The following is a 21,996-nucleotide window of genomic DNA, read 5'->3' on the forward strand; positions in this document are numbered from 1 at the left end:
CAAGGTGTATAAATATAATATGATGAAATTATTATATATTTTAATGTGTTCAGCCAAGTGCTTGTGCGGGCTCGCTGATGGGCGCTCCCGAGTGGAGAATTGGCCGAGTGGCTAGCGGGAGTACCAACTACTATACTTGATCGCAACGCATACAGACCATGCGCTCAACAGGGTCTTGTCTCGGCGAGGCTTCTCTCCCCCCGTATGCATGGTCTAGGTAATGGGAGACATGCAGGGAAGGTACACCTGCGATTCTCAGCCGCAGCTCAGGCAAGCCCAAGTTTTACTCCTTGGCGCTAGTGAGGTGAGGCGGACTGGGCAGATGTGGGAATTTGAGCTGTAAAATAATTGGGGGGCAACTTTGGGGGCAACCGGGAAAAGGCTATTTTCGTAAATTCATTGAATGCAATAATTTGCAGTGATAGCTCGGCTTCCTCTCCCGCCAATAAGAGTCTCAGAGAAAAACAGCGAAAGTCCGCACCACTCAAGGCGTTGCGGACTTTCGCTGTTTCTTCAGGGGAGAAGCTCCCCACGCGGCGCATGAAGGAAGACGGGTGTCATTAAATCCGTTCATAGCCTAAAAAGGTGGATGACGCGAGGGCAGGGGCAAGAGCCTCCGCAATACTGGCGTAGCACGGCGATGCGCGCTATGCTGCGCCTTGCCGGCAGGTGACCTCCGGGGCGTTCCCGGGCTAATGTCGGCGGCGAAGAAATTTTCAGGCGATTTGCAGGACAGCAGGGAGTGAAGATGAAAACCGGCTTTAAGGTGTGCTGTGTGGCAGGGATGTTGATGGCGGCGCTTGTGCTTTCTGGTGCTGCGTCCGCCAAGGTGGGGGCGCCGCGCCACCTCCAGAACCATCAGGAGCAAGGCCAGGCCCCGGGCACGCAACAGCAGCAGCCCAAGGTCATCAAGACGGCCTATTTCACCCTTGACCTCCCGGGCGGCTGGCGGCTGCTCAAGCCTGTGCAGTCGCAGAACGGCGCGGTGAGCGTGCTCCTCGGGGCGCCGGGCAACAAGGGCGCCATCGCCATCAATGTGATGAAAGCCAACCTCGGCGCGGCCGACATCGCCAAGAACATGCGCACCAACATGCAGAAGGACAAGGCCACGGTGGAGGAGCCGGTGGAAAAGGACGGCCTGCAGGAATTCGGTTTTTCCCGCGGCAAGGCCACGGGCCGAGCGTGGATTGGCGCCAACGGCAAGGAAGCGGCCGCCGTGACCATCTTTGGCGACCTCGAGGCCGGCAAGGAAGTGATGAAGCAGCTCAAGGCCAGGGACCCGAAGATTTTTCCCAAGTTTTAGCGCGAAGCTGCCCTGAAAGGGGGCGCGGCCGCACAAGTCGAGCTTGGGGAGGGGCCTCCCCGAAGGGAATGAGCCGCAAAGCAGAGCTCCCTCCGCCTTGGAGGGCCGGGGATAACGTGGCTCCCGCGCTTGGGGCGTCGGGCCGCGGCGGGGCTGCCCCTCAGCACCCGCATCGCTGTGCGCCGCGTCGGGGCGACAGGTTTTTTCCAACGATTGCCCTGGGGCAAAGACCAAAGCCCCCGCCACAAGCGGGGGCTTTCCCTCATTTCGCCAGTCCGCAAGTCTCTCGCTTGGCAGCCCAACATGCGCGCCCCCACTACGGGTAGAAGCCGGGACAGTGGGGCCTGGCGGCAACGGGCACGCGCCGCCGAGGCTGGCGCCCATAGCATGCCTCAACGATTTTTGGCCCCGCCCTTCCGGGCCTTGCGCCCGGCCGCAGAAACAGAAAACCCCCGGCATGACCGGGGGCTTTCTGCATTAATGCATTAAGTGGGAGAAACAGCGGCGGGGACTACACACAGCCCGTGGGCTTGGGCAGGCCGGCCATCTTGCAGGCGCCCTTGCCGGGGCCGGAGGGGAAGAGCTCGTAGATTTCCTTGAGCTTGTACCCCGTGTTCTTGGAAAGGATGCGCACCATGGGCGCAATGCCGTTCTTGCGGTAGTAGTCCTGGAGGAAGTCGAGCAGCTTCTGGTGATCAGGCGTGATTTCCGGAATGCCCTCGGACTCTTTCACATACTCCAGCCATTCCGGGCACCAGTCATCGAAGTGCAGCAGGAAGCCGTCTTCATCCACTTCAAACGTCTTGCCCTTGAAGGTGATCTCAGCCATGCGCGTGTCCTCCTTTTAAGGGAAAAGTGTTGACTACACGCAGCCGGTGGGCTTGGGCAGGCCGGCCATCTTGCAGGCGCCCTTGCCGGGGCCGGAGGGGAAGAGTTCGTACACTTCCTTCAGCTTGTAGCCGGTGTTCTTGGAAAGGATGCGCACCATGGGCGCAATCCCGTTCTTGCGGTAGTAGTCCTGGAGGAAATCGAGGATCTTCTGATGATCGGGGGTGATATCGCTGATGCCCTCGGACTCCTTCACATATTCGAGCCATTCGGGGCACCAGTCATCGAAGCGGAGCAGGAAGCCGTCTTCGTCAACTTCAAAGCTTTTGCCTTTAAAGGTGATCTCAGCCATGCGTGTCCTCCTTGGACAGATAATCTCACTCGACGGGACGGGATTGCCCTGACGTCGGCCAGCCGGAACCCATTCCGGCCGAGTTTCCCACTTGGTCGCGCGGCAGGCTGCCGCAGGTACAGGAGCTTTATGGCATAAAAAGTTCCTGCTGGCAAGCACGTTCCAGAATCAAGGCGAGTCCCCGTCCCGGGCGCCTCACGCGGAGCGGGCCGCCCCCGGCGCCTCCGCAAGGCCCGCGCGCATCATGAGCTTGATGCGGTTGATCTGGTTGACCTCGCTCGCGCCGGGGTCATAGTCCAGCGCGGTGATGGTGGCCTTGGGGTAGCGGCGCTTGAGCTCGCGGATGAGGCCCTTGCCCACGATGTGGTTCGGCAGGCAGCCGAAGGGCTGCATGCAGAGAATGCCGCTCACGCCGCTTTCGAGCATGCGCACCATTTCCGCGCCCAAAAGCCAGCCCTCGCCGGTCTGGTGCCCGAGGGAGATGAGGTTGCGCGTGCGGCGGCGCAGCTCGTGGAAGCGCGCGGGCGCGCTGAAGCGGCGGCTGTGGCGGAAGCCGTAGCGCATGGAGAGCCGCGTGAACTCCAGGAAGGCGATGCCGGCCATGGCCACGCGCGCGTCGCGCCGCGAACCGGCGAGGTGCCGGTAATTGAACACGTGGTCGTAAAAATTGTAGAGCAAGAAGTCGATGAGGTCGGTCACCACGGCCTCGCCGCCCTCCTCCTCGATAATGCGCGCGGCGTTGTTGTTGGCGTCGGGGTGGTATTTGAGCAGGATCTCGCCCACGAGGCCCACACGCGGGCGGCGCTCCTCCGTGACGAGGGGCAGGCGGTCGAATTCGCGGATCATGGCGAGCATGTTGCGCTGGAAGCGCAGGACGCCGGCCGAGGCGATGTTCCGGCGGGCCTTTTCCGCCCATTCGGCCGCCAGCGCCTCCACCATGCCGGGCTCGCGCTCGTAGGGGCGCAGCCGGTGCACCATGCGCATGAGCGCGTCGCCATAGTGGCCGGTCATGATCAGGCGCTTGAAGATGCGCGGCGTGAGCTTGATGCCCGGCGAGCTGATGCTGGTGGAAAAGGACGCGATGGGGATGTGCGAAAGGCCGGCGTCGTGCAGGGCCTTGCGCAAAAAGCCCACATAGTTGGTGGCCCGGCAGCCTCCGCCCGTCTGCGAGATGACGAGCGCGATCTTGCTGGTGTCGTACTCGCCGCTGAGCACGGCCTCCAGCAGCTGGCCGATGACCACGATGGCCGGGTAGCAGGCGTCGTTGTTCACATGCCTGAGGCCCAGCTCGATGGCCTTGCGGCTCACGCTCGGCAAAAGCACCGAGTCATAGCCCTCGGCGGCGAAGATCTCGGGCGCGAACTGGAAGTGCATGGGCGACATCTGCGGCACAAGCAGGGTGTGCGTATGGCGCATGTCGTGGGTGAAGACCGGGGCGTCGTCGTGTTCCGCAGCGGCCGGCCCGGCTTTCCGGCAGGCGGCCCGGCATGGGGGGGAGCCCGCGCCCGCGGGGGGGATTTTCCGCGCAGGGGCCGCGGCCACGCGCCGTTCGCGCTGGTCGCGCATGGCCGCGAGCAGGGAGCGGATGCGGATGCGCGCGGGCCCCAAGTTGGCGCCTTCGTCCACCTTGATCTGCGCATAGAGGCGCCCGCCGCGGCGGACGATCTCCTCCAGCTGGTCGGAGGTCACGGCGTCGAGGCCGCAGCCGAAGGAGAGCAGCTGGAGCACTGCCAGGTTGTCGGCCGCGGCGGCCAGGGCGCCCGCGCGGTAGAGCCTGGAGTGGTATGCCCACTGGTCCACCACGCGCAGGGGCCCCGGGTCGGGCATGAGGTGCGCCACCGAATCCTCGGTGAGCACGGCGAGCCCGCAGGAGGTCACGAGCTCGGCCACGCCGTGGTGGATCTCGGGGTCGGTGTGGTAGGGGTGCCCGGCGAGGATGAGGCCCATTTCGCCGCTGTCGGCCAGCTCCTTGAGGGCCGCTTCGCCGGCGGCGCGGATGTCGCGGCGGTAGGCGTCCATCTCGTCAAAGGCCGCGGCCACGGCGGCTTCCATCTCCGCCTGGGGGATGCCGGCAAAGAAGGGGATCTCGCGCAGGCGCCGGCCCAGAAGTTCGCGCTCCAGCGGCAAAAAGGCGTGGATGAGGGTGACGCCCTGCTCCTCCAGGATGCCCATGTTGCGCGCCAGGAGCTCGGGATAGCCGATGACCACCGGGCAATTGTAACCCGCGCCGCCATAGCCCGCGCCCTTTTGCTCCCGCTGGACGCAGGGGAAGAAGACGGTCGTGACGCCCTTGTCCACGAGGTCGCGCACATGGCCGTGCGAGAGCTTGGCCGGGTAGCACACGGTCTGCGAGGGGATGGTGTCGTGCCCGCGGTAGAAGATCTCCTTGGAGGACGGCGCCGAGAGCTCCACGCGATAGCCGAGGCGCGTGAAGAGGGTGAACCAGAGCGGATAGTTCTCAAAAATATTCAGGGCGCGCGGGATGCCGATGCGGCCGCGGGGGGCGTCTTCCGGCGCGAGCGGCGCATAGGGCCCGAACAGGCGCTCCTGCTTGTAGGCGTAAAGATTGGGGCGGCGCTGGGGCTCGTGCTCGGCGCCGCGCTCGCAGCGGTTGCCGGAGATGAAGCGCCGGCCGTCGCCGAAGCTCGTCACCGTGAGCAGGCAGGCGTTGGGGCAGCGCCGGCAGCGCGTGGTCGCCGTGCGCGCGCTGAAGGTGGCCACGGCCTCGGGCCCGATGAGTGCTGTCGCCGTTCCGTTTGCTGGCCCGCGCTTTCTGGCGATGAGCGCGGCGCCGAAGGCGCCCATGATGCCGGCGATGCCCGGCCGCGTCACCTTGGCGCCCAGCTCCAGCTCGAGCGCGCGCAAGAGGGCGTCGTTGCGGAAGGCGCCGCCCTGGGCCACCACGCAGTCGCCAAGCTCGGCCGTGTGGCTGATCTTCATCACCTTGAAGATGGCGTTGCGCACCACGGCCCAGGAGAGGCCGGCCGCGATGTCGCCCACGGAAACGCCTTCCTTCTGCGCCTGCTTGACCTTGGAATTCATGAACACCGTGCAGCGCGTGCCAAGGTCCACCGGGGAGGGCGCGGCGAGGGCCGCGGCCACGAAGTCGGCAAGGGGCATGGCGAGCGACTCGGCGAAATTCTCGATGAAGGAGCCGCAGCCGGCGGAGCAGGCCTCGTTGAGGCTGATGCGGTCGATGGCGCCGTCGCGCACACGCATGCACTTGATGTCCTGGCCGCCGATGTCGAGGATGAAGGAGACCTTGGGCTCGAAAAAGGACGCGGCCGTGAAATGGGCCACGGTCTCCACCTCGTCGATGTCGAGGCGCAGGGCCGCGCTGAGCAGGGCGCTCCCGTAGCCCGTGGCCGCGGCCGCGCGGATGGCGAGGCCGGGCCTCTTGCGCCGGTAGATCTCGGCAAGCACGCCGAGCGCCGCCGTGAGCGGGTCGCCCTTGTTGGCCTCGTAGAAGGAATAGAGCAGGCGCCCCCCGGCGTCGATGAGCGCCGCCTTGATGGTGGTGGAGCCGCAGTCGAAGCCGAGCCACGCGTCGCCCTCGGCCTCCTCGAGGGGCAGCTCGGCCACGGTGCGGCCGGCATGGCGGGCGGCGAAGGCGCGCCGCTCCTCCTCGCTTGCGAAGAGCGCGGGCAGGCGCCCGCAGGCGTCCGGCGGGGTGCCGTGTTCCAGAAGTTCCAGCGCCTGCGCGAAAGAAAAGCTCGGCGGCGCCATGTGCCGCGCGTGCCAGGCCGCCCCCAGGGCCACGAAGAAGTGGCCGTCTTCGGGAAAGACGGCCTCGGTCATCTCCGCAAGCTGCGCCGTGAAGCGCTCGCGCAGGGAGGCGAGGAAGAAAAGCGGCCCCCCGAGAAAGACCACCTTGCCCTTGATGGGGCGCCCGCGCGCGAGGCCGCCGATGGTCTGGCCCACCACGGCCTGCATGATGGAGGCCGCGATGTCCTCGCGGGCGCAGCCCTCGTTGAGCAGGGGCAGGATGTCGCTTTTGGCGAACACGCCGCAGCGCGAGGCGATGGGATAAATGGTCTTGTGCCTGAGGGCGAGCCGGTCGAGGCCGCCGGCGTCCGTGCCGATGAAGGCCGCCATCTGGTCGATGAAGGCCCCGGTGCCCCCGGCGCAGGTCTCGTTCATGCGCTGCTCGGCGCCGCCGGTGAGGAAGATGAGCTTGGCGTCCTCCCCGCCCAGCTCGATGACCGCGTCCGCATCCGGGATCTTGCGGCCGATGGCGAGGCTCGAGGCGAGCACTTCCTGGATGAAGGGGAGGCCGAGCTCCCCGGCGAGCGAGATGCCGCCCGATCCGGAAATGGCCGCGCGGCAGGGCCGCCCGGCCCCAAGGGGGGCCATCTCGCGCAGAAGCGCCGCCGTGCAGCCGCGCACATCCGAAAAATGGCGGCGGTACTTGCTGAAGATTATGCGGTCGTCCGCGTCGAGCAGCACGGCCTTGACCGTGGTGGAACCGATGTCAAGCCCGAGGTGCAGGGACGTGTCGGCCGGGGCGTGGCTTTGCCCGGCGGGGAAGGGGACGGAGGCCGCGGCCTCCTGTGCGGCGCCTGTCGACGCCGGAGCGTCAAGTTCCATCGCTGAACTGGTCTGCGGCGCCTGTTCCGCCGCCTGCTGCCTGGTTAAGGACGCCCGAGGATCCAGTAGGTTTCAAAGCCGTCGTCGAGGATGCCGTCGTCGATGCCGCCGAAACCGGCCTGGGCGAAGAGCCGGCGGTACTCGGCGCGCGTGCGCCGCCAGCCCCAGAACTGCTGCCGGCGGATGCCGAGCAGGTGCAGGACGGCCCGGATGAGGATCTTGATGGCGTTCACAAAGCTGCCGATGAACGAATCCTCCTCCAAAAGCGACGCGGAAAGGCAGATGAGCTCGCCGCCGGGCGCGAGCTGGCTGCGCAGCTCCCCGAGCACATGCACGAGCTCGCGCGTGGGGATGCCGTAATCCACGGCCGAAAGGTAGATGACATCGTACTGCACGTCCGGGGGCAGGCAGGCCGGCGGAAGGCCGATATAGATGCGCTCGGCCGGGATGAGGCGCCGGAGCCAGCGCATGCCCACGGTGCTCGGCTCGTTGACGTGGAGCTCCACCCCGGGGAGCTCCTCGAGGAGGAGCTTTTCCATATAGCCCACGCCGCTCCCGATGGAGAGCACGCGCGCGGGCCCGTCGTTGTCGCGCAGGCCGTCCTCGCACTGGCCGGCGACCACCTCGCGGATGCGGTCGGCGAGCCAGCGGGCGTCCTTGGCCTTGTTGGCGCGCCAGCGGGAGGGCAGGTCGTTCCAGCCCTGGTAGCGGCGGAAGAGTTCTTCATAAAAGGTGGCGTAGAACTTGGGGTCCGCCAGGCGGAAGAACGAAATATGCGAGAATGCCGTGAACGGTATCCCCTGCCAGCTTTCCTGATAAAAACGCCGCACTCTCTTGCGCCTCCTTGCGGGCGAACCGGCAGCGCCGGGCCGCTTCCGCACACCGCATCAATATAACGCATGGCGCCCCGGGGCGCAATGCCCGCACGCCCGCGCCACGGCAAGTTGCCACGGCGCCGCTTTCCGTTTAGAGCAGGGGGACGGCATCATGAAAGGCACAGGAGGAACAATGGCCTCACCCAAGGAAAGCGGCCGCGAGGCGCCGCTCACCCTCACGCCGGAAACGCTGGAACGCCTGGCGGACTTGTGCAACGAGGCGGGCATGCTCCGCCACACCCCGCGCAGCGGCTACGCCTTTCTCGGCAGCGGCAAGGAAAGCGTGGCCGAGCACTCCTACAGGACGACCGTGCTCGGCTACATGCTCGCGCGCATGGCCGGGCTTGAGCCCTCGCGCGTGGTCATGCTCTGCCTCTTCCATGACCTGCACGAGGCGCGCACCGGCGACTTCAACTATGTGAACCACCGCTACGACACCTGCCGCGCCCGGGCGGCCCTCGAGGACGCCACCGCTGGCACGGGCCTTGCCGACGACATCCTGGGCGCCTGGGACGAACTGGAAGACGCGCGGACCGATGCCGCGCGCCTCGCCCATGACGCCGACCAGCTCGACCTCATCTGCAATCTCCAGGCGGAGCTCTCGCGCGGCAACGAATTCGCCCGCGAATGGCTGGACAGCGCCCTCAAGCGCCTGCGCACCACGGAAGGCCGCGAGCTCGCCGAGGCCATCCTGCGCACCGACCCGAACCGCTGGTGGTATGGCCGCGTGGACAAGGACTGGTGGGTGCGCCACGGCCTCCCGGAAACGCATTGACCCGCTCGGGAGCCCGGCCTAGGCCGTCACCACCGTCCCGAGGGGCGCGTCTTCGAGGAGGAAGCGCCGAAGGCTCGAGGGCGCGCGGCCGTCGAGGATAAGGGCGCGGCCGCAGCCGGCGGCGAGCGCCCCGAGGCAGGCTTCCGTCTTGGGGATCATGCCGCCGCTGATGACGCCGGCCTCGCGCAGGGCCGCGATGCGGGCCGCATCGAGCGCGGGCAGCAGGGTGCCGTCCCCGTCCAGCACGCCGGGCACGTCGGAAATGAGCACGAAATACTCGGCGCCGAGCGCCCCGGCGATCGCGCCCGCGGCCGTGTCCGCGTTGATGTTCAGGGCTTCGCCCCCGGGGCCGGAGGCCACCGGCGCGACCACGGGGACGAAGCCCCCCTCGAGCAGGCAGCGCGTAAGCGCCGGGTCCACCTTCACTATCTCGCCCACGAGGCCGAGGGCCGGGTTTTTCGGCCGCGCCAGCAAAAGGCCACCGTCGCGCCCGGAGATGCCCGCCGCCCTGACGCCGCGCGCCGCGAGCTCGCTGACCACGGCCTTGTTCACCTGCCCGCAGAGCACCATTTCCACGGCTTCCATGGTGGCCTCGTCCGTCACGCGCAGGCCGTCCACGAAGCGGCTTTCGATGGCGAGGCGCCGGAGCAGCCCGCTTATTTGCGGCCCCCCGCCGTGGACGATGACAAAGCGCATGCCCTGCCCGGCCAGCAGGGCCAGGTCTTCCGCGAAGGCGCGGGAGAGCTCGGGCTTGTCCATGGCGTGGCCGCCGTACTTGATGACAACGGTGGAGTGGGACATTTGGCCTCCTGGGTGCTGGGGTTCAGCGGATGAGCATGGCGTCGCCATAGGAAAAGAAACGGTAGCCCCGCGCGACGGCCTCGGCATAGGCCGCGAGCACGCGCTCGCGCCCCGCAAAGCCGGAAACGAGCATGAGCAGGGACGACTCCGGCAGGTGGAAATTGGTCACGAGGCCGTCGATGACGCGAAAGGGGCGTCCGGGATAGAGAAAAATATCCGTCCAGCCCGCAAAGGGGCGCACTTCGCCCGACTGCGCGGCGCAGCCCTCCAGGGCGCGCGCGCTCGTGGTGCCCACGGCCACGACGGGGCGCCCCTCCGCTTTGGCTTCGCGCACGGCGCGGGCGGTGTCTTCGGGGATCTCCATGTATTCCGAGTGGATCTGGTGCTCGCGGATGTCTTCGCAGCGCACCGGGCTGAAGGTGCCGTAGCCCACATAGAGCGTGACCTCCCGCCAGGGAAAGCCTTGCGCCGCAAGCTCCGCGCGCAGCCCGGGCGTGAAATGCAGCCCGGCCGTGGGCGCCGCGGCGGAGCCGGTCTTGTCGGGCCTGGCATAGACGGTCTGGTAGCGCTCGGCGTCCTTGGGGCCTGCGGGCCTGCGGATATAGGGCGGCAGGGGCATCTCGCCCGCGCTGATGAAGGCGCAGGCGAGGTCGCCCCGCCACTCGAGGCGTACCTGATGCCGCCCGAAGGGGCCTTTTTCCAGCAGTGTCGCCGTGATGCCGCCGGCGAGCGTGAGGCGCTCGCCCTCGCGCAGCCTGCCGCCCGAGCGCACGAGGCCCTCGGCCACGGCGCTCCTTGGGCTGTCGGCCGCGTCTTCACCGGCGCCCGGCTGCGCCAGCAGGAGGGGCAGCGGCGTGAGCAGGAGAAATTCCACCCTGCCGCCGGTGGCTTCGCGCAGGCCGGCAAGCCGCGCCGGCAGGACGCGCGAATTGTTGGCCACGAGGAGCGCGCCCTCGGGCAGCCAGCTGGCGAGCTCGGCGAACATGGCGTGCTCGGGCGCGCCCCCGGCGCGCCCGAGCACCATGAGGCGCGAGGCGCCGCGCACCTCGGGCGGGAATTGGGCGATCTGGGCCTCTGGCAGGGGAAAGCGGTAACTTTCCAGCAGAAAGTCCGCGTGCCCGGGAGCGCGCGCGGGCGAGGCTTGCCAGTCCCTCGCGGAGAGGCTAGGATTTTTTGATATGTCCGGGCGCGCCGCGCCCGCGCTGGCAGCCATCGGGGGCTCCTTTCCCTGTCCGCGTGAAGCGGCGCAAGGCGCCCCGGGGGCCGCTCCCACGCCGCACAGAACAAAAAAACGAGTATAGCCATGCGCCGGCAGCTTGTCACCAGCATTCTTGCCCTCGCCCTGGGCGCGCTCTGCCTGCTTTCGGGCTGTGCCTCCATGGGCCTCGAAAATCCCTTTGCCAACGATCCCTTGACCGGCGGGGTGGACACCTCCACGAGCTCCCTGCTCAATGTGCCGCTCCCGGCCGGGCTTCAGCGCTATTCCTCGCACGGCTACACCGCGACCAGCGCGAGCGGCGCCCGCGAGGGGCTGGAGATCCTGCGCGGGCACGTGAACGCCGGCGCCACGGCCATGGAGCTCTTTTCGGCGCTCAAGAGCCACGGCTGGCAGTTGCGCCTCGCCCTGCACAAGGAAGACCATATGCTTGAAGTGTATGAGAAGGGCGCGGAGATGGCGGTGCTCACCTTCCGCAGCCAGGCCATGCTCACCATCCTCGAGATCTGGGTGGGCCAGCGGCTGCCGGACGGCGCGGCGCTCGAGATGCCCGTGCAGACGGAAGATACGGGCGAGAGCGGCGTGGAGCTCGCCGGCGAGGAATACGGCCCGCTGGACGATGCCGAGAGTCCGGGCGCCAGCTCGGGCGCAAGCGCCCCGGCGCCGGGCACCGTGGAACAGTGGGGCGTTGAGGAGCGTGCCCTGTGAACGCGCTGTGGGACGACACCCCGTTCACGGAAAGCGGCAAGTTCTCCGGGCGCCGGCTGCACCTCGGCGTCAGCGGTTCTGTGGCCTGCTACAAGGCGGCGGAACTTTTGCGCGCCTGGCGGCGGCTCGACATGCAGGTCTCGGCCACGCTCACCGCGGGCGCGCGCGAATTCGTGACGCCCCTGCTCTTCGCCTCGCTCGGCGCGGCGCCGGTCTACGGGGACATGTTTGCCGAAGGCCAGGACGTGTTCGCGCACCTTGAGCCGGGCCAGAACGCCGAGGCCATGGTCATCGCCCCGGCCACGGCCGATGTGCTCTCGCGGCTGGCGGCGGGCGCCGCGTCCGACATGCTCTCGGCGCAGGCGCTGGCCTTTGCCGGGCCGCTCATCGTGGCCCCGGCCATGAACCCGCGCATGTGGGCCCATGCGGCCACGCAGGAGAATGTGGAGCGCCTGCGCGCCCGGGGCGTTGCCGTGGTGGTGCCGGATACCGGCGCCGCGGCCTGCGGTGACGAGGGCAAAGGGCGCCTCGCGGGGCTTCCGGCCATCTTTTTCGCGGCCCTGCGCGCGCTCGCCCCGCAGGACATGGCCGGCTTGCGCGTGCTCGTGACCCTCGGCCCCACGCGCGAGCCCTGGGACGGCGTGCGCTACTGGTCCAATCCCTCCAGCGGCCGCATGGGGGCCGCGCTCGCCACCTGCGCATGGCTGCGCGGGGCCAGGGTGACGGCCGTGTGCGGGCCCGGCGTGCGCAGCGTGCTGCCCGAGGGCGTGACCCGCGAGGATGTCGCCACCGCGCGGGAAATGTTCCGCGTGGCGAGCGACGCCTGGCCAGAGATGGACATGGGCTTTTTCAGCGCGGCCGTGGCCGATTTTTCGCCGGAGCGCCCGGCGGACGCCGGTGAGGCCAAGTTCAAGAAGACCGGCGCGGAAGAAGGCTTGAGCATCGCCTTCTCGCCCAACCCGGACATCTTGCGGACACTGGCGGCAAGCCGCCGCCCCGGGCAGCGGGTGCTCGGCTTCGCGGCCGAGATCGTGCCGGATATGGAGAGCCTGCTTCAGCTCGCGCGCCTCAAGCTCACCCGCAAGGGCGCGGACGTGGTGGCGGCCAATCCCGTCAATGCCGGGCGGGGCGCCTTCGGCGCCGCCGAAGCCTCCATGGCCGTGGCGGACAGGAACGGCCAGGGGGAGATCTGGAACGCCCGCAACAAGGCCGACATCGCCTGGGATCTGTGCTCATGGCTTTTGCGGATCTGAACTTCACCGCCGCGCTCTGGCAGGGCCGGGGCCTGCGCTGGCTGGCCGCATCGGCCGACCTCGCGCCGGAGATTTCTCTGACGGCCGCGCCGCCCGCGCCCGCGGCGCCTCCGCAGCGGCCGGACCAGCCCGCGCAGCGTCCGGGGCGCCCGGCGCCGCGATCCCCGGAGGCTGCTTCGGGCCCGCGCCCCCGCCAGGAAAGCAGGGCGCGACCGGCCCCACGGCAAGAGGCTCCGGGCGCCGCAGGAAGCTCCACCCGCTGGCGCCCGCTCGCGCCCACGGCCATGCCGGAACCTTGGGGGAGCCGCCTTGTGGCCACGCGGCCCGGGCGGGTGGCATGGACTTACTGGGCCTTGGGGCAGGATTTGGCGGCCGGTGCGGCCAAAGGCGCGCCCGGCGGGGAGGAGGCGCAGGCCCGCGCGGCGCGCCGGGCCTTCCTGGCGCGCCTGTTGCGCGACCTCGCCCATCCGGCGGGCACGCACACCTTCTGGCCCGCCTGCCTCCCGCAAGTTCCGGCGGGCGCCCCCCAAAGCGGCGGGGAGGCGCCCTTCGCCGCGCATGCCGACGCCTTCTGGTCAGGCGCGGCGCATCTTGGCTGCCGCGCGGTCATCGTCATGGGCAGCGCCGCCGTGCGCGCCCTGGGGCTCCCGGCCACGTCACGGCCGCTCGCCCAGTTGCGCTGGCTCGGCCAGCTCGTGCTGGTGCTGTGGGACGTGGACGCCCTCGCCGGGGACGAGGCACGCTACGCCCCGACCCTCGCCTTTCTCCGCCAGGGGCTGGCCCCGGCGGTGCGGGTAGGCTGAGGCACGGCCCGGCGCAAGCAAGGAAAAATCAACTCCCGGAGTCTCTGGAATGTATACGGCCCTGGGCATCATGCTCTGCGGGATGCTCGCCGGGCGCCTCCTGCGCGGGCGCCTCAGGGAGGAGGCGTTGCGGCGCTGGATCTTCCTCGCCATCATGCTCCTGCTCTTCCTGCTCGGCGTGGCCGTGGGCGGCAATGAGCGGCTTGTGCGCGACCTGCCGCATCTCGGCGGCGCGGCCCTCACCCTGGCCTTGGGCGCTCTCGGGGGCACCCTCGCCTTCGCGGCCCTGCTGCGCCCGCTGTTCAGGGACGCGCCGGCCCCCAAGACCCGCGCGCAGGATAGCCAAGGCCCCGGGGCATGAGCGCGAGCCTGCCCATTCTGGGCTGTTTTCTTCTCGGGCTCATGCTGGCGCGCTTCGGCCTTGTGCCGGATCTGCTGCTCGAGCACGATCCCACCCTGCCGGCTCTCTGGCTGCTCATGGCCTTGGTGGGCCTCTCCCTCGGGGCCGACCGCCGCCTCATGGAGATCCTGCGTTCGCTCAAGCCGCGCGTGCTGCTGCTGCCGCTCGGCACCACCGTCGGCACCTTCGCGGGCTGCGCGCTGGTGAGCCTCTTTCTCGTTTACAGCCTTGCCGACTGCCTCGCCGTGGGCGCGGGCTTCGCCTATTATTCGCTTTCGTCGGTGTTCATCACCCAGTACCGCGGGGAGGAGCTGGGCACGGTGGCCCTGCTCGCCAATATCTTCCGCGAGCTCTTTACCCTGGTGTTCACGCCGGCGCTGGTGCGGCTCATGGGCGCGCCCGCCCCCATCATGTGCGGCGGCGCCTCCACCATGGACACGACCTTGCCGGGCATCACCCGCGCCGCAGGGACGCTCTGGACCTTCCCCTCCATCGTGTCCGCCATGGTGCTCGATTTCAGCGTGCCCTTCTGGGTGACGCTTTTTTGCAGTCTGTGAGGGGCTGCGTCCCTCCAGCCACCGCGCGCCCGGCGGCCATGCCGCTGGCCCAGGCCCAGTGGAGATTGTAGCCGCCGAGGCGCCCGGTCACGTCGAGCAGTTCGCCGATGAGGAAAAGCCCGGGCACCAGCCGGCTCCCCATGGTGTGGGGGTCCACTTCCGCGGTATCCACGCCGCCGGCGCAGGCTTCGGCCTTGTGGAGGCCCTCGGTGCCCGCGGGCGTGACGCGCAGGGCGTGGATGGCGGAGGCGATCTCGCGGCGCGCCGCCCGGGAGAGCTCGGCGGCCTTGCGCCGGCCAAGCCCGGCCGGCAGCACGGCGTCGAGCAGGCGCTGGGGGAGAAGTTCGCGCAGGATGCCGCGGGCCGTGCGGCTGCCGCCGGCGTCCAGCAGGGCCTCGGTGTCGTGCCCTGGCAGAAGGTCGAGCCCAAGCGCCTCCCCCTCGCGCCAGAAGAGGGAGGCCGTGAGCGCCAGCGGGCCGCTCAGGCCTGTATGGGTGAAGAGCAGGTCGTCCTCGAAGGTGCGCGCGGGGCCGACCACAGTATCCGCCACGGTCACGCGGCAGGGGAGGCTGATGCCGGAAAGCCCGCGCAGGCCCGAATCCTCAGGCAGGCGCAACGGCACAAGCGCCGGCCGCGCGGGCGCGACCCTGTGCCCCAGCGAGGAGGCGATACGCCAGCCCGCATGGCTTGCGCCGATCTGGGGCCATGCCGGGCTCCCGAGAGCGAGCGCGAGAGCCCGACCGCGCCAGATTTGCCCGGCCCCGGTAGCGCTGTCCACGGCTTCCACGGCGAAGCCGCCCGCTTCCCGGCGCACGGCGCGCACCTCCGCCCCGCAGGCGAGGCGGCACGATGCGGCGGCGCAGTCTTCCTCCAGCGCGGCTACGAGGCTCCGGGCCGGCACGGTGAGGAAGAGGCGCCCGTGGTCGCGCTCCTCCACCGGCAGGCCCCACGCCCGTACGCGCCGCACTACGGCCTCCGAGGGCAGAGCCTCCAGCGCGGGCCGGCAGAACCCGGCATCGGGGCGGCAAAGATAGTCGCCCGGCGTGACGGAGCGGTTGCTGAAATTGGCCTTTCCGCCGCCGCTCACCGCGAGCTTGCGGCCCGGGCGCGGGCCGCGCTCGAGTAGAAGGACGCTGAGGCCGCGGCGGCCTGCCTCGGCCGCGCAGGTGAGGCCCGAAGCCCCGGCCCCGAGGACGAGCACATCGAAAAGCGGGGGCTGCTCCAAACTTCTCCCGTCGGCTTCCGGTGCCGGGATGAGGGGCGCCCGCGCCACGCCGCCATTTGACACGCGCAAAGCCGGCGGCGTAGAAGAGGCCCGCGGCCTTGCGCCGCGCTCTTTCCCGGGGTTTTTGGGCATGCCGAACCTTCCTTCTTCCTACCGGGCGCCGTGGTGGCTCGCCAACGGCCACGCGGCGACCGTCTGGCCGGTGCTGTTCCGCCCGTGGCCCGAGCCCGCGCCCGGCATGGCCGAACCCGAGCGCATCCGCATCGCCACGGACGACGGGGACTTTCTCGATCTCGACCTGCACCGCCACAAGGACCGGCGCGCCCGGGGGCTCGTCATCATCTCCCACGGGCTGGAGGGCAACAGCCGCCGCAAGTATATCCTCGGCATGGTGCGGGCGCTGGCCCTGCACGGCTTCGACGCGCTCGCCTGGAACATGCGCTCCTGCTCGGGCGAGAGCAACCGCACAGCAAGGCTCTACCACATGGGCGAGACCGGCGACCTCGCACGGGTCATCCGCTACGCCGAGTCGCTGGACATGCCGCTTGCGCTCGCGGGCTTCAGCCTCGGCGGCAACCAGGTGTGCCGCCATCTCGCGCGCGGGCCGGTGTCGCCGCTGGTGCGCGCGGCCGTGGCCGTGTCCGTGCCGTGCGACCTCACCACGGCGGCCCTGAAGATGGACGGCCCTTCCTGCCGCCTGTACATGGCCTATTTCCTGCGCACCCTGCGCCGCAAGGTGCGCGAAAAGGCCGGCCGCTTTCCCGGCTATCCTTCGGCGGAAGGCGTGGAGGCGATCCGTACTTTCGGCGTCTTTGACGAGCGCTTCACCGCGCCGGTCTTCGGCTTCGCCTCGGCGGCGGACTACTGGGCGCAAAACAGCGTGTTGCCCGACCTTCCCTCCATCCGCACGCCGCTCTACCTGCTGCTTGCCGCCGACGACCCCTTCTGCACGCCTTCGTGCTATCCGCGCGAGGCGGCGGGGCAAAATCCGGCCCTCTCTCTCGAGGTGGCGCCGCACGGCGGCCACGTGGGCTTCGCGCAGGCTGGCGGCGTCTATTACAGCGAGGCCCGGGCCGCGGCCTTTCTTGACCGGCTCTTCGGCTGAACCGCCCCCGACCGTCCTCTTTGTGCGCGCGCCCCCGGAGAAAACGCGGAAAAGCGCGGCTTTTTGCTGGCAATTCGGCCCATGTCAGTGTATTGACACCTGAAGAGCAGTCAAACGCCCGCGCGGAAAGGCCAGCCTCCGCCCGGGCCGCGAGCAGGAAAGCCATGGATCTGAACACCAGCGGCATCATCGGCCAGAGCACCACGCTCGCCGAGGTTTTCAAGGTTCTCGGCAAGGTGGCCCCCACGGACAGCACCGTCCTTGTAACCGGGGAATCCGGCACCGGCAAGGAACTTCTCGTGCGCGCCCTGCACGCCAACAGCAAGCGCGCGGACAAGCCCTTCGTGCCCATCAACTGCGGCGCCATCCCCAAGGAATTGCTGGAAAGCGAGCTCTTCGGCCACGAAAAGGGCGCCTTCACCCACGCCATCCGCTCGCGGCCGGGGCGCTTCGAGCTCGCCGACGGCGGCACCATCTTCCTCGACGAAATCGGCGAGATGGACCTGAGCCTCCAGGTCAAGATCCTGCGCGTGCTCCAGGAAAAGGAAATCGAGCGCGTTGGCGGCACCGGCAGCAAGAAGGTGGACGTGCGCGTGGTGGCCGCCACCAACCGCGACCTCGAGCGCGAGGTGGCGGAAGGGCGCTTCCGCGAGGACCTGTACTACCGGCTCAACGTTATCCCCCTGCACCTGCCGCCCCTGCGCGAGCGCGGCGGCGACGTGCTGCTTCTGGCCGAGCATTTTCTGGAGGCCGACTGCAAGAAGAAGGATCGCCCCCCGCTCGCGCTTTCGCCGGATACGCGCCGCATCCTCTCCGCCTATTCCTGGCCCGGCAATGTGCGTGAGCTCGAGAACTTCATGGAGCGCCTGAGCATCCTCGTGGACGGTGACACGGTGATGCCTTCCGACCTGCCCGCCAAGATCCTCGACGAAGTGGGTGACCTCGCGGCGCTGCCCGAGCCGGAGCCGCCGCTGCGGGTGCCTCTCGTCGCGTCGGCGCCTGCCGATGGCGCGCACGCCGCCGTGCCCCCAGCCGGGGAAGCGGCGGCCGCGCCGGTGGCTGTCGTGACGGGGGAATTCGTCTGGCCCACCCTGTCCGTGCTTGAGGCGCGGGGCATGAACCTCAAGGATTTTCTGGACACGGTGGAAGGGCGCCTCATCGACGAGGCGCTCGCCCGGGCCGACGGGGTCAAGAACCAGGCCGCCGAATACCTCGGCATCAAGCGCACGACCCTCATCGAAAAGCTCAAGAAGCGGGGCGCCTGAACCCGCAGGAGCCCCGGGCGCTTCAGGTGCCGGGGCCGTGGTATTTTTTTTGCACATTTTTGTGCAGGGTATTGCCGATGGCCGCTTTTTTCCGCCTCATACGCATCATGCGCTCCGGGTTGCCCGCTGTGCTGGCGCTCGCCTGCCTTCTTGGGAGCGTTCCGGCCCGGGCTGCCGGGGAACTCAACGGCCGGCAGACCATCCCCTATTCGCAGTTGAATTCCCTTGCGGGCGGCGGGGAAGTGGCGTGGCCAGAGGCCGCCCCCGCCCCTGAAAGGCCCGGCGTTGTGGCCCGCGCCCTGGGCGCGGCCTCCGCACAGGCCGCCACCTCCGAAGCCGGGGCGGCAACGCAGGCCCAGGGCGCCCCCGGGCAGGCCCTCGGCGGCCGGGGCATCATGGATTCACGCCAGTCCCTGCGGGGCAAGGTCAATGCCGGCGGCCCGGAAGACTGGCCCGAAGACAGCGGCCTCTCCACCACCACCGCCGACGTGCCCCAAGGTGGAGCGCCGGCCCAGGCGCCCGCGCCGCAAGCGGTGCCGCAGGCCCCGGCGGCAGCCACTGGCGCCCCGGCGCAGGCCGCCCCGGTGCCTTCCACGCCTGCGAGTGCGCCCCAGACGCCGGCCCCGCAGCCAACGGCTCCCCACCCTTCGGCCGGGCAAAACACCGCCCCGGCGCCTGCACAGATCCCGGCTGCCGCTCCTGCCTCGGCGCCGGCAGCGGCCCCGACTGCGCAGGAAGCCCAGCCCCCGGAAGCCGCTGTGCCCGCCGCGCCAGCCCAGCAGCCTGAAGCGCCCGCCGTGCGCCATGAGGGCCGCAGCGCGTCCGGCGCGGCCGTGCCCGGCACCGTGGGCCTGCCGCTGGGCGAAAAGGCGGCGCCCCCGCCCGAGCCGGAAAAGCCCCGCGAAGTCATCTATGTGGACGAGCAGGGCAATCCCGTGCCCAAGCCGCCTGAGCCGGACAAGATGTTCGCCGAGGCCGAGGCGCTCATGGACGAGGGCAAGTACGACGAGGCCCTGCCCGCCTTCGAGGCTATCCGGCAATTGCCGAACCTTTCGCCCGAGCTGCTCGAGAAGGTCCTCTACCGCATCAGCGATTGCATGTGGGCCCGCTACGCGGACAATCCGCTGGCCGGCTTCGACCCCATCGTGTCCTCCACCAGCGAGGCCATGAACGCCAACCTGCGTTCGCCGCGCGTGCCCGACGCCCTGCTGCGCCTCGGGCTCGCCAATGCCAACGTGGGCAATCTCGGCGAGGCTGGCGGCTATATCATCGCTCTCTTGCGGCGCTATCCCGATTATCCGGGCGTGGCCCAGGGGCTCACGGCTCTCGGCGAGGCCCAGCTCAAGAACGGCCTCAACGCCGAGGCCGAGCAATCCTTCGGGATCGTGCTCGACAAGTACCCGGAATCGTCGCAGCTCCAGGCCGCGTCCGTGGGCCTCGCGCGCGCCCTCGTCAACCAGGACAAGCACGAGCGCGCGCAGGTCATCCTCGACTTTATCAGCAAGCGCTGGCCGCGCTACTACATTGAGGACCCGGAATTCCTGCTCCTCCAGGCGGCCAATGAGGAAAAGATGGGCCGCGACGACGCGGCCATGGATCTTGACTGGCTCTACATCAACCTTGACCCCAGGCGCCAGGGCAACGACAGCCTTTTGCTCAAGATGGCCGACACCTATCTGCGCAAGGGGAACGCCCAGGCCGCCAACTTCATCTATAACGACATCGTGCGCGACTTCCCGGACTCGCCGGCGGCCATCACCGCGCGCCTGCGCCTGGCGGAAAAGGGCATCTACGAGGCCCCCATCACCTATGAGGAAATGAGCAAGGTCTTCGCGCGGGGCTCCGAGCCGCCGCTCTGGCAGGTGTATTCCGACCTCGCGGCGTCGTCGGACACCACGCCCGAGGCGGTGCTGGCCAGGCTCAAGCAGGCCATGTGGCTCTACTGGGACCGCCAGTATCCCGAGGCCATGGGCAAGGCGGCGGACTTCATCGACGCCTATCCCGAGCACCAGAACGTGCCCGAGGCGCGCGAACTGCTCTGGCAGGCCTTCAGCAAGGAGCTCGCCAATTCGCTGGCCGAGCAGAATTACGGGCGCATCCTCCTGCTCTGGAACGGCTTTCCGCTGGTGCGCGAGCGCTACGGCGAGCCGGATGCGCGCCTGCGCTATGCCCTGGCGCAGGGCTTGCTCGAGCGCGGCGACGAGGACAAGGCCTTCGAGCTCATGGCCGATTTCCTCAAGGGGCCCATGGACCCGGACTACGGCGAAGCCGCTTTCTCGCAGTTTTTCAACCACTACCTGAAAAACGGCGCGTGGGACAAGATCCTCGACCTCGCCAAGCTGGTGGAGTCGTGGAACCTCCAGCCGCAATTGCGCAACCAGCTCGACTACGCGCAGGCGCTCTCCGCGCAAAACCTCAACCTGGGGGCGCCGGCGCTCGCCATGTGGCGCAAGCTCGCCGAAAGGACGGACATCCCGCTCTACCAGCAGGCCTACGCCACCTATTTCCTCGCGAGGGACGCCGAGGCCCGCAAGGACATCCGCGCAGCCTACGAAACCAACCGCCGCGTCATCGAGCTCTTCACCCGCCTGCAGGACGAGCGCTCGGACAAGGCTGACCCGCAGCGCATCAAGGAGGCCACCGCCGCCCTGATGGACATCTGCGAGGTGGGCAACCGCATCCCCGAGGCCCTGCAATGGGTGGAGCGCTATAATGCCTATGTGCCGCAGGATTCGGAGGAATATCCGGGCCTGCGCTTCCGCGAGGCGCGGCTGTACCGCAAGCTCGGGGACGCCTCGCGCGCCGAGGCCCTGCTGGAGGACATCGTGCGCCGCTTCCCCGATTCGCCCTTCGCCCAGGCGGCCGCGGCGGAACTGCGCACCTTCGAGGTCTCGCGCGATTTGCAGCGTTTCATGCCGAACCAGCCCAAGGAGCAGAAGCAGGCCAGCGAGGGCACGACCGACGGCACATGGAGCAGTTCCGGGCCGGCGCGCCAGCAGGAGGGGGAGGGGCGCTAGGCTGGCGCCAGCCGGCGTGGGCCAGGCCCTTCCCGCAACGTACCAAAACCCTTGGGCGCCACCGCCGTGAAGGCGACAGGCCAAGGGTTTTTTTGCGGCGCAGTACCGGGCGGGGTGTGAGCCCGGCCTTCGCAAAAGCCCGATGAACGCCGGTCAGAGACTGACTTCGAGGATGCGCACGCAGAAATCGTGCGTCCTCGTGCCCGCGCCGTCGGCGAGGAGTTGCGCGGGCGAGCCGCGCTCGATGATGCGGCCGCGCTCCATGAACAGGATCTCCGTTGCGAGCGCGCGGGCAAAATCCATCTGGTGCGTGGCCATGACCATGGTCATGCCGCCGGCCGCCAGGTCGCGGATGACGGCCAGCACCTCGCCCACCAGCTCGGGGTCCAGCGCGGAAGTGGGCTCGTCCAGCAGCATCACCTTCGGGTCCATGGCGAGCGCGCGGGCGATGGCCACGCGCTGCTTCTGGCCGCCGGAGAGCTGCGCCGGATAGAGCAGGGCGCGCCGCGCGAGGCCCACGCGCGCCAGTTCGTCCAGTGCCCGTTCGCGGGCCTCCTTGCGCGACATGCCGCGCACCTTGCGCAGGGCGATGGCGACGTTCTCTTCGGCCGTGAGGTGGTCGAAGAGGTTGAAATCCTGAAAGATCATACCCACCTGGGCGCGAAAGGCGCAGAGCTTGCGCTTGTCGCCGCGCTCAAGGCGCTCACCCTCCAGCCATATCTCGCCCGTGTCCGGCGGGATGAGGCAGTCGATACACTGGAGCAGGGTGCTCTTGCCCGCGCCCGACGGCCCGATGAGCACCATGAGCTCGCCCCGGCGTACGTCGAGGGAGCAGTCATCCAGAATGAGCTTGCCGCCCAGCCGCTTGGAGACATGCTCCACCCTGAGCACCCTGTCCTGTTCCGCGCTCATCGGCCCTCCGCATC

18 protein-coding genes are annotated in these 21,996 nt (G+C 68.9%); 10 read left to right on the forward strand and 8 right to left on the reverse strand.

All coding sequences use genetic code 11. The features are described from left to right. Positions 1-790: 790 nt before the first annotated feature. On the forward strand, positions 791-1,303 hold the full coding sequence (locus G7Y54_RS01235) for a hypothetical protein (protein WP_165076099.1): 513 nt from the start codon (positions 791-793) through the stop codon (positions 1,301-1,303). A 511-nt stretch (positions 1,304-1,814) separates the two neighbouring features. On the opposite strand, the gene G7Y54_RS01240 is transcribed toward G7Y54_RS01235, so the two are convergent. The 4 genes from G7Y54_RS01240 to G7Y54_RS01255 form a co-directional block, all read right to left on the reverse strand. Next, the gene (locus tag G7Y54_RS01240) at positions 1,815-2,132 is read right to left on the reverse strand and encodes a TusE/DsrC/DsvC family sulfur relay protein (protein WP_165076103.1); all 318 of its coding nucleotides are present in this window, start codon (positions 2,130-2,132) and stop codon (positions 1,815-1,817) included. Positions 2,133-2,165: 33 nt separating this feature from the next. Next, positions 2,166-2,483 (reverse strand): TusE/DsrC/DsvC family sulfur relay protein, encoded by a 318-nt coding sequence (locus G7Y54_RS01245; protein WP_165076107.1) that lies wholly within the window; start codon positions 2,481-2,483, stop codon positions 2,166-2,168. Between the two features lie 195 nt (positions 2,484-2,678). Continuing rightward, positions 2,679-7,070: an acyl-CoA dehydratase activase-related protein gene (locus G7Y54_RS01250; RefSeq protein WP_165076111.1), complete on the reverse strand. Its 4,392-nt coding sequence runs from the start codon at positions 7,068-7,070 to the stop codon at positions 2,679-2,681. 44 nt (positions 7,071-7,114) lie between these two features. Then, positions 7,115-7,900, reverse strand: a complete 786-nt coding sequence (locus G7Y54_RS01255; protein WP_165076119.1) for a methyltransferase domain-containing protein — start codon at positions 7,898-7,900, stop codon at positions 7,115-7,117. Between the two features lie 178 nt (positions 7,901-8,078). On the opposite strand from G7Y54_RS01255, the gene G7Y54_RS01260 reads away from it, so the two are divergent. Beyond that, positions 8,079-8,720 carry an HD domain-containing protein gene (locus tag G7Y54_RS01260; protein ID WP_241159316.1) on the forward strand — a complete coding sequence of 214 codons (642 nt, stop codon included), beginning with the start codon at positions 8,079-8,081 and terminating at the stop codon, positions 8,718-8,720. A gap of 18 nt (positions 8,721-8,738) precedes the next feature. Here G7Y54_RS01260 and argB read toward each other — a convergent pair whose 3' ends face one another. Together argB and queA are read right to left on the reverse strand one after the other, a co-directional pair. Beyond that, positions 8,739-9,521 (reverse strand): acetylglutamate kinase, encoded by a 783-nt coding sequence (gene argB / locus G7Y54_RS01265; RefSeq protein ID WP_165076127.1) that lies wholly within the window; start codon positions 9,519-9,521, stop codon positions 8,739-8,741. A 22-nt stretch (positions 9,522-9,543) separates the two neighbouring features. Further along, complete coding sequence (gene queA, locus G7Y54_RS01270) at positions 9,544-10,734, reverse strand: tRNA preQ1(34) S-adenosylmethionine ribosyltransferase-isomerase QueA (protein WP_165076131.1); 1,191 nt, start codon at positions 10,732-10,734, stop codon at positions 9,544-9,546. A gap of 90 nt (positions 10,735-10,824) precedes the next feature. On the opposite strand from queA, the gene G7Y54_RS01275 reads away from it, so the two are divergent. The 5 genes from G7Y54_RS01275 to G7Y54_RS01295 are packed head-to-tail and all read left to right on the forward strand — an operon-like array spanning position 10,825 to position 14,458. Further along, positions 10,825-11,445 carry a hypothetical protein gene (locus G7Y54_RS01275; protein WP_165076135.1) on the forward strand — a complete coding sequence of 207 codons (621 nt, stop codon included), beginning with the start codon at positions 10,825-10,827 and terminating at the stop codon, positions 11,443-11,445. Then, positions 11,442-12,698, forward strand: coding sequence for a bifunctional phosphopantothenoylcysteine decarboxylase/phosphopantothenate--cysteine ligase CoaBC (gene coaBC, locus G7Y54_RS01280; RefSeq protein ID WP_241159317.1), 1,257 nt, complete (start codon positions 11,442-11,444; stop codon positions 12,696-12,698). The genes G7Y54_RS01275 and coaBC overlap by 4 nt, the downstream gene beginning before the upstream one ends. After that, positions 12,680-13,501 (forward strand): hypothetical protein, encoded by an 822-nt coding sequence (locus G7Y54_RS01285; RefSeq protein WP_165076142.1) that lies wholly within the window; start codon positions 12,680-12,682, stop codon positions 13,499-13,501. The genes coaBC and G7Y54_RS01285 overlap by 19 nt, the downstream gene beginning before the upstream one ends. A 49-nt stretch (positions 13,502-13,550) precedes the next feature. Continuing rightward, positions 13,551-13,862: a LysO family transporter gene (locus tag G7Y54_RS01290; RefSeq protein WP_165076148.1), complete on the forward strand. Its 312-nt coding sequence runs from the start codon at positions 13,551-13,553 to the stop codon at positions 13,860-13,862. Further along, positions 13,859-14,458 carry a lysine exporter LysO family protein gene (locus tag G7Y54_RS01295; RefSeq protein WP_165076153.1) on the forward strand — a complete coding sequence of 200 codons (600 nt, stop codon included), beginning with the start codon at positions 13,859-13,861 and terminating at the stop codon, positions 14,456-14,458. Before G7Y54_RS01290 ends, G7Y54_RS01295 begins: the two co-directional genes overlap by 4 nt. On the opposite strand, the gene G7Y54_RS01300 is transcribed toward G7Y54_RS01295, so the two are convergent. Next, positions 14,418-15,683, reverse strand: coding sequence for an aminoacetone oxidase family FAD-binding enzyme (locus tag G7Y54_RS01300; protein ID WP_241159318.1), 1,266 nt, complete (start codon positions 15,681-15,683; stop codon positions 14,418-14,420). The genes G7Y54_RS01295 and G7Y54_RS01300 overlap by 41 nt on opposite strands. Before the next feature lie 130 nt (positions 15,684-15,813). On the opposite strand from G7Y54_RS01300, the gene G7Y54_RS01305 reads away from it, so the two are divergent. From G7Y54_RS01305 to G7Y54_RS01315, 3 genes are all read left to right on the forward strand, one after another. Further along, the gene (locus tag G7Y54_RS01305) at positions 15,814-16,788 is read left to right on the forward strand and encodes an alpha/beta fold hydrolase (RefSeq protein ID WP_165076192.1); all 975 of its coding nucleotides are present in this window, start codon (positions 15,814-15,816) and stop codon (positions 16,786-16,788) included. A 164-nt stretch (positions 16,789-16,952) separates the two neighbouring features. Beyond that, positions 16,953-18,053 carry a sigma-54 dependent transcriptional regulator gene (locus G7Y54_RS01310; protein WP_165076195.1) on the forward strand — a complete coding sequence of 367 codons (1,101 nt, stop codon included), beginning with the start codon at positions 16,953-16,955 and terminating at the stop codon, positions 18,051-18,053. Positions 18,054-18,130: 77 nt separating this feature from the next. Continuing rightward, positions 18,131-21,070, forward strand: a complete 2,940-nt coding sequence (locus G7Y54_RS01315) for a tetratricopeptide repeat protein (RefSeq protein ID WP_165076199.1) — start codon at positions 18,131-18,133, stop codon at positions 21,068-21,070. A gap of 153 nt (positions 21,071-21,223) precedes the next feature. Here the strand turns inward: G7Y54_RS01315 and G7Y54_RS01320 are convergent, their stop codons facing one another. After that, on the reverse strand, positions 21,224-21,982 hold the full coding sequence (locus G7Y54_RS01320; protein ID WP_165076201.1) for an amino acid ABC transporter ATP-binding protein: 759 nt from the start codon (positions 21,980-21,982) through the stop codon (positions 21,224-21,226). Between the last annotated feature and the right edge of the window lie 14 nt (positions 21,983-21,996).

Origin of the sequence: Desulfovibrio sp. ZJ746 (assembly GCF_011039155.1) — a bacterium.
GTDB lineage: Bacteria > Desulfobacterota > Desulfovibrionia > Desulfovibrionales > Desulfovibrionaceae > Desulfovibrio.

Coding starts and splice junctions, on each gene's coding strand:
- G7Y54_RS01235 (WP_165076099.1), top strand. CDS start 791: ATGGCGGCGCTTGTGCTTTCTGGTGCTGCGTCCGCCAAGGTGGGGGCG.
- G7Y54_RS01240 (WP_165076103.1), bottom strand. CDS start 2,132: ATGGCTGAGATCACCTTCAAGGGCAAGACGTTTGAAGTGGATGAAGAC.
- G7Y54_RS01245 (WP_165076107.1), bottom strand. CDS start 2,483: ATGGCTGAGATCACCTTTAAAGGCAAAAGCTTTGAAGTTGACGAAGAC.
- G7Y54_RS01250 (WP_165076111.1), bottom strand. CDS start 7,070: ATGGAACTTGACGCTCCGGCGTCGACAGGCGCCGCACAGGAGGCCGCG.
- G7Y54_RS01260 (WP_241159316.1), top strand. CDS start 8,079: ATGGCCTCACCCAAGGAAAGCGGCCGCGAGGCGCCGCTCACCCTCACG.
- argB (WP_165076127.1), bottom strand. CDS start 9,521: ATGTCCCACTCCACCGTTGTCATCAAGTACGGCGGCCACGCCATGGAC.
- queA (WP_165076131.1), bottom strand. CDS start 10,734: ATGGCTGCCAGCGCGGGCGCGGCGCGCCCGGACATATCAAAAAATCCT.
- G7Y54_RS01275 (WP_165076135.1), top strand. CDS start 10,825: ATGCGCCGGCAGCTTGTCACCAGCATTCTTGCCCTCGCCCTGGGCGCG.
- G7Y54_RS01285 (WP_165076142.1), top strand. CDS start 12,680: ATGGCTTTTGCGGATCTGAACTTCACCGCCGCGCTCTGGCAGGGCCGG.
- G7Y54_RS01290 (WP_165076148.1), top strand. CDS start 13,551: ATGTATACGGCCCTGGGCATCATGCTCTGCGGGATGCTCGCCGGGCGC.
- G7Y54_RS01295 (WP_165076153.1), top strand. CDS start 13,859: ATGAGCGCGAGCCTGCCCATTCTGGGCTGTTTTCTTCTCGGGCTCATG.
- G7Y54_RS01305 (WP_165076192.1), top strand. CDS start 15,814: ATGCCGAACCTTCCTTCTTCCTACCGGGCGCCGTGGTGGCTCGCCAAC.
- G7Y54_RS01310 (WP_165076195.1), top strand. CDS start 16,953: ATGGATCTGAACACCAGCGGCATCATCGGCCAGAGCACCACGCTCGCC.
- G7Y54_RS01315 (WP_165076199.1), top strand. CDS start 18,131: ATGGCCGCTTTTTTCCGCCTCATACGCATCATGCGCTCCGGGTTGCCC.
- G7Y54_RS01320 (WP_165076201.1), bottom strand. CDS start 21,982: ATGAGCGCGGAACAGGACAGGGTGCTCAGGGTGGAGCATGTCTCCAAG.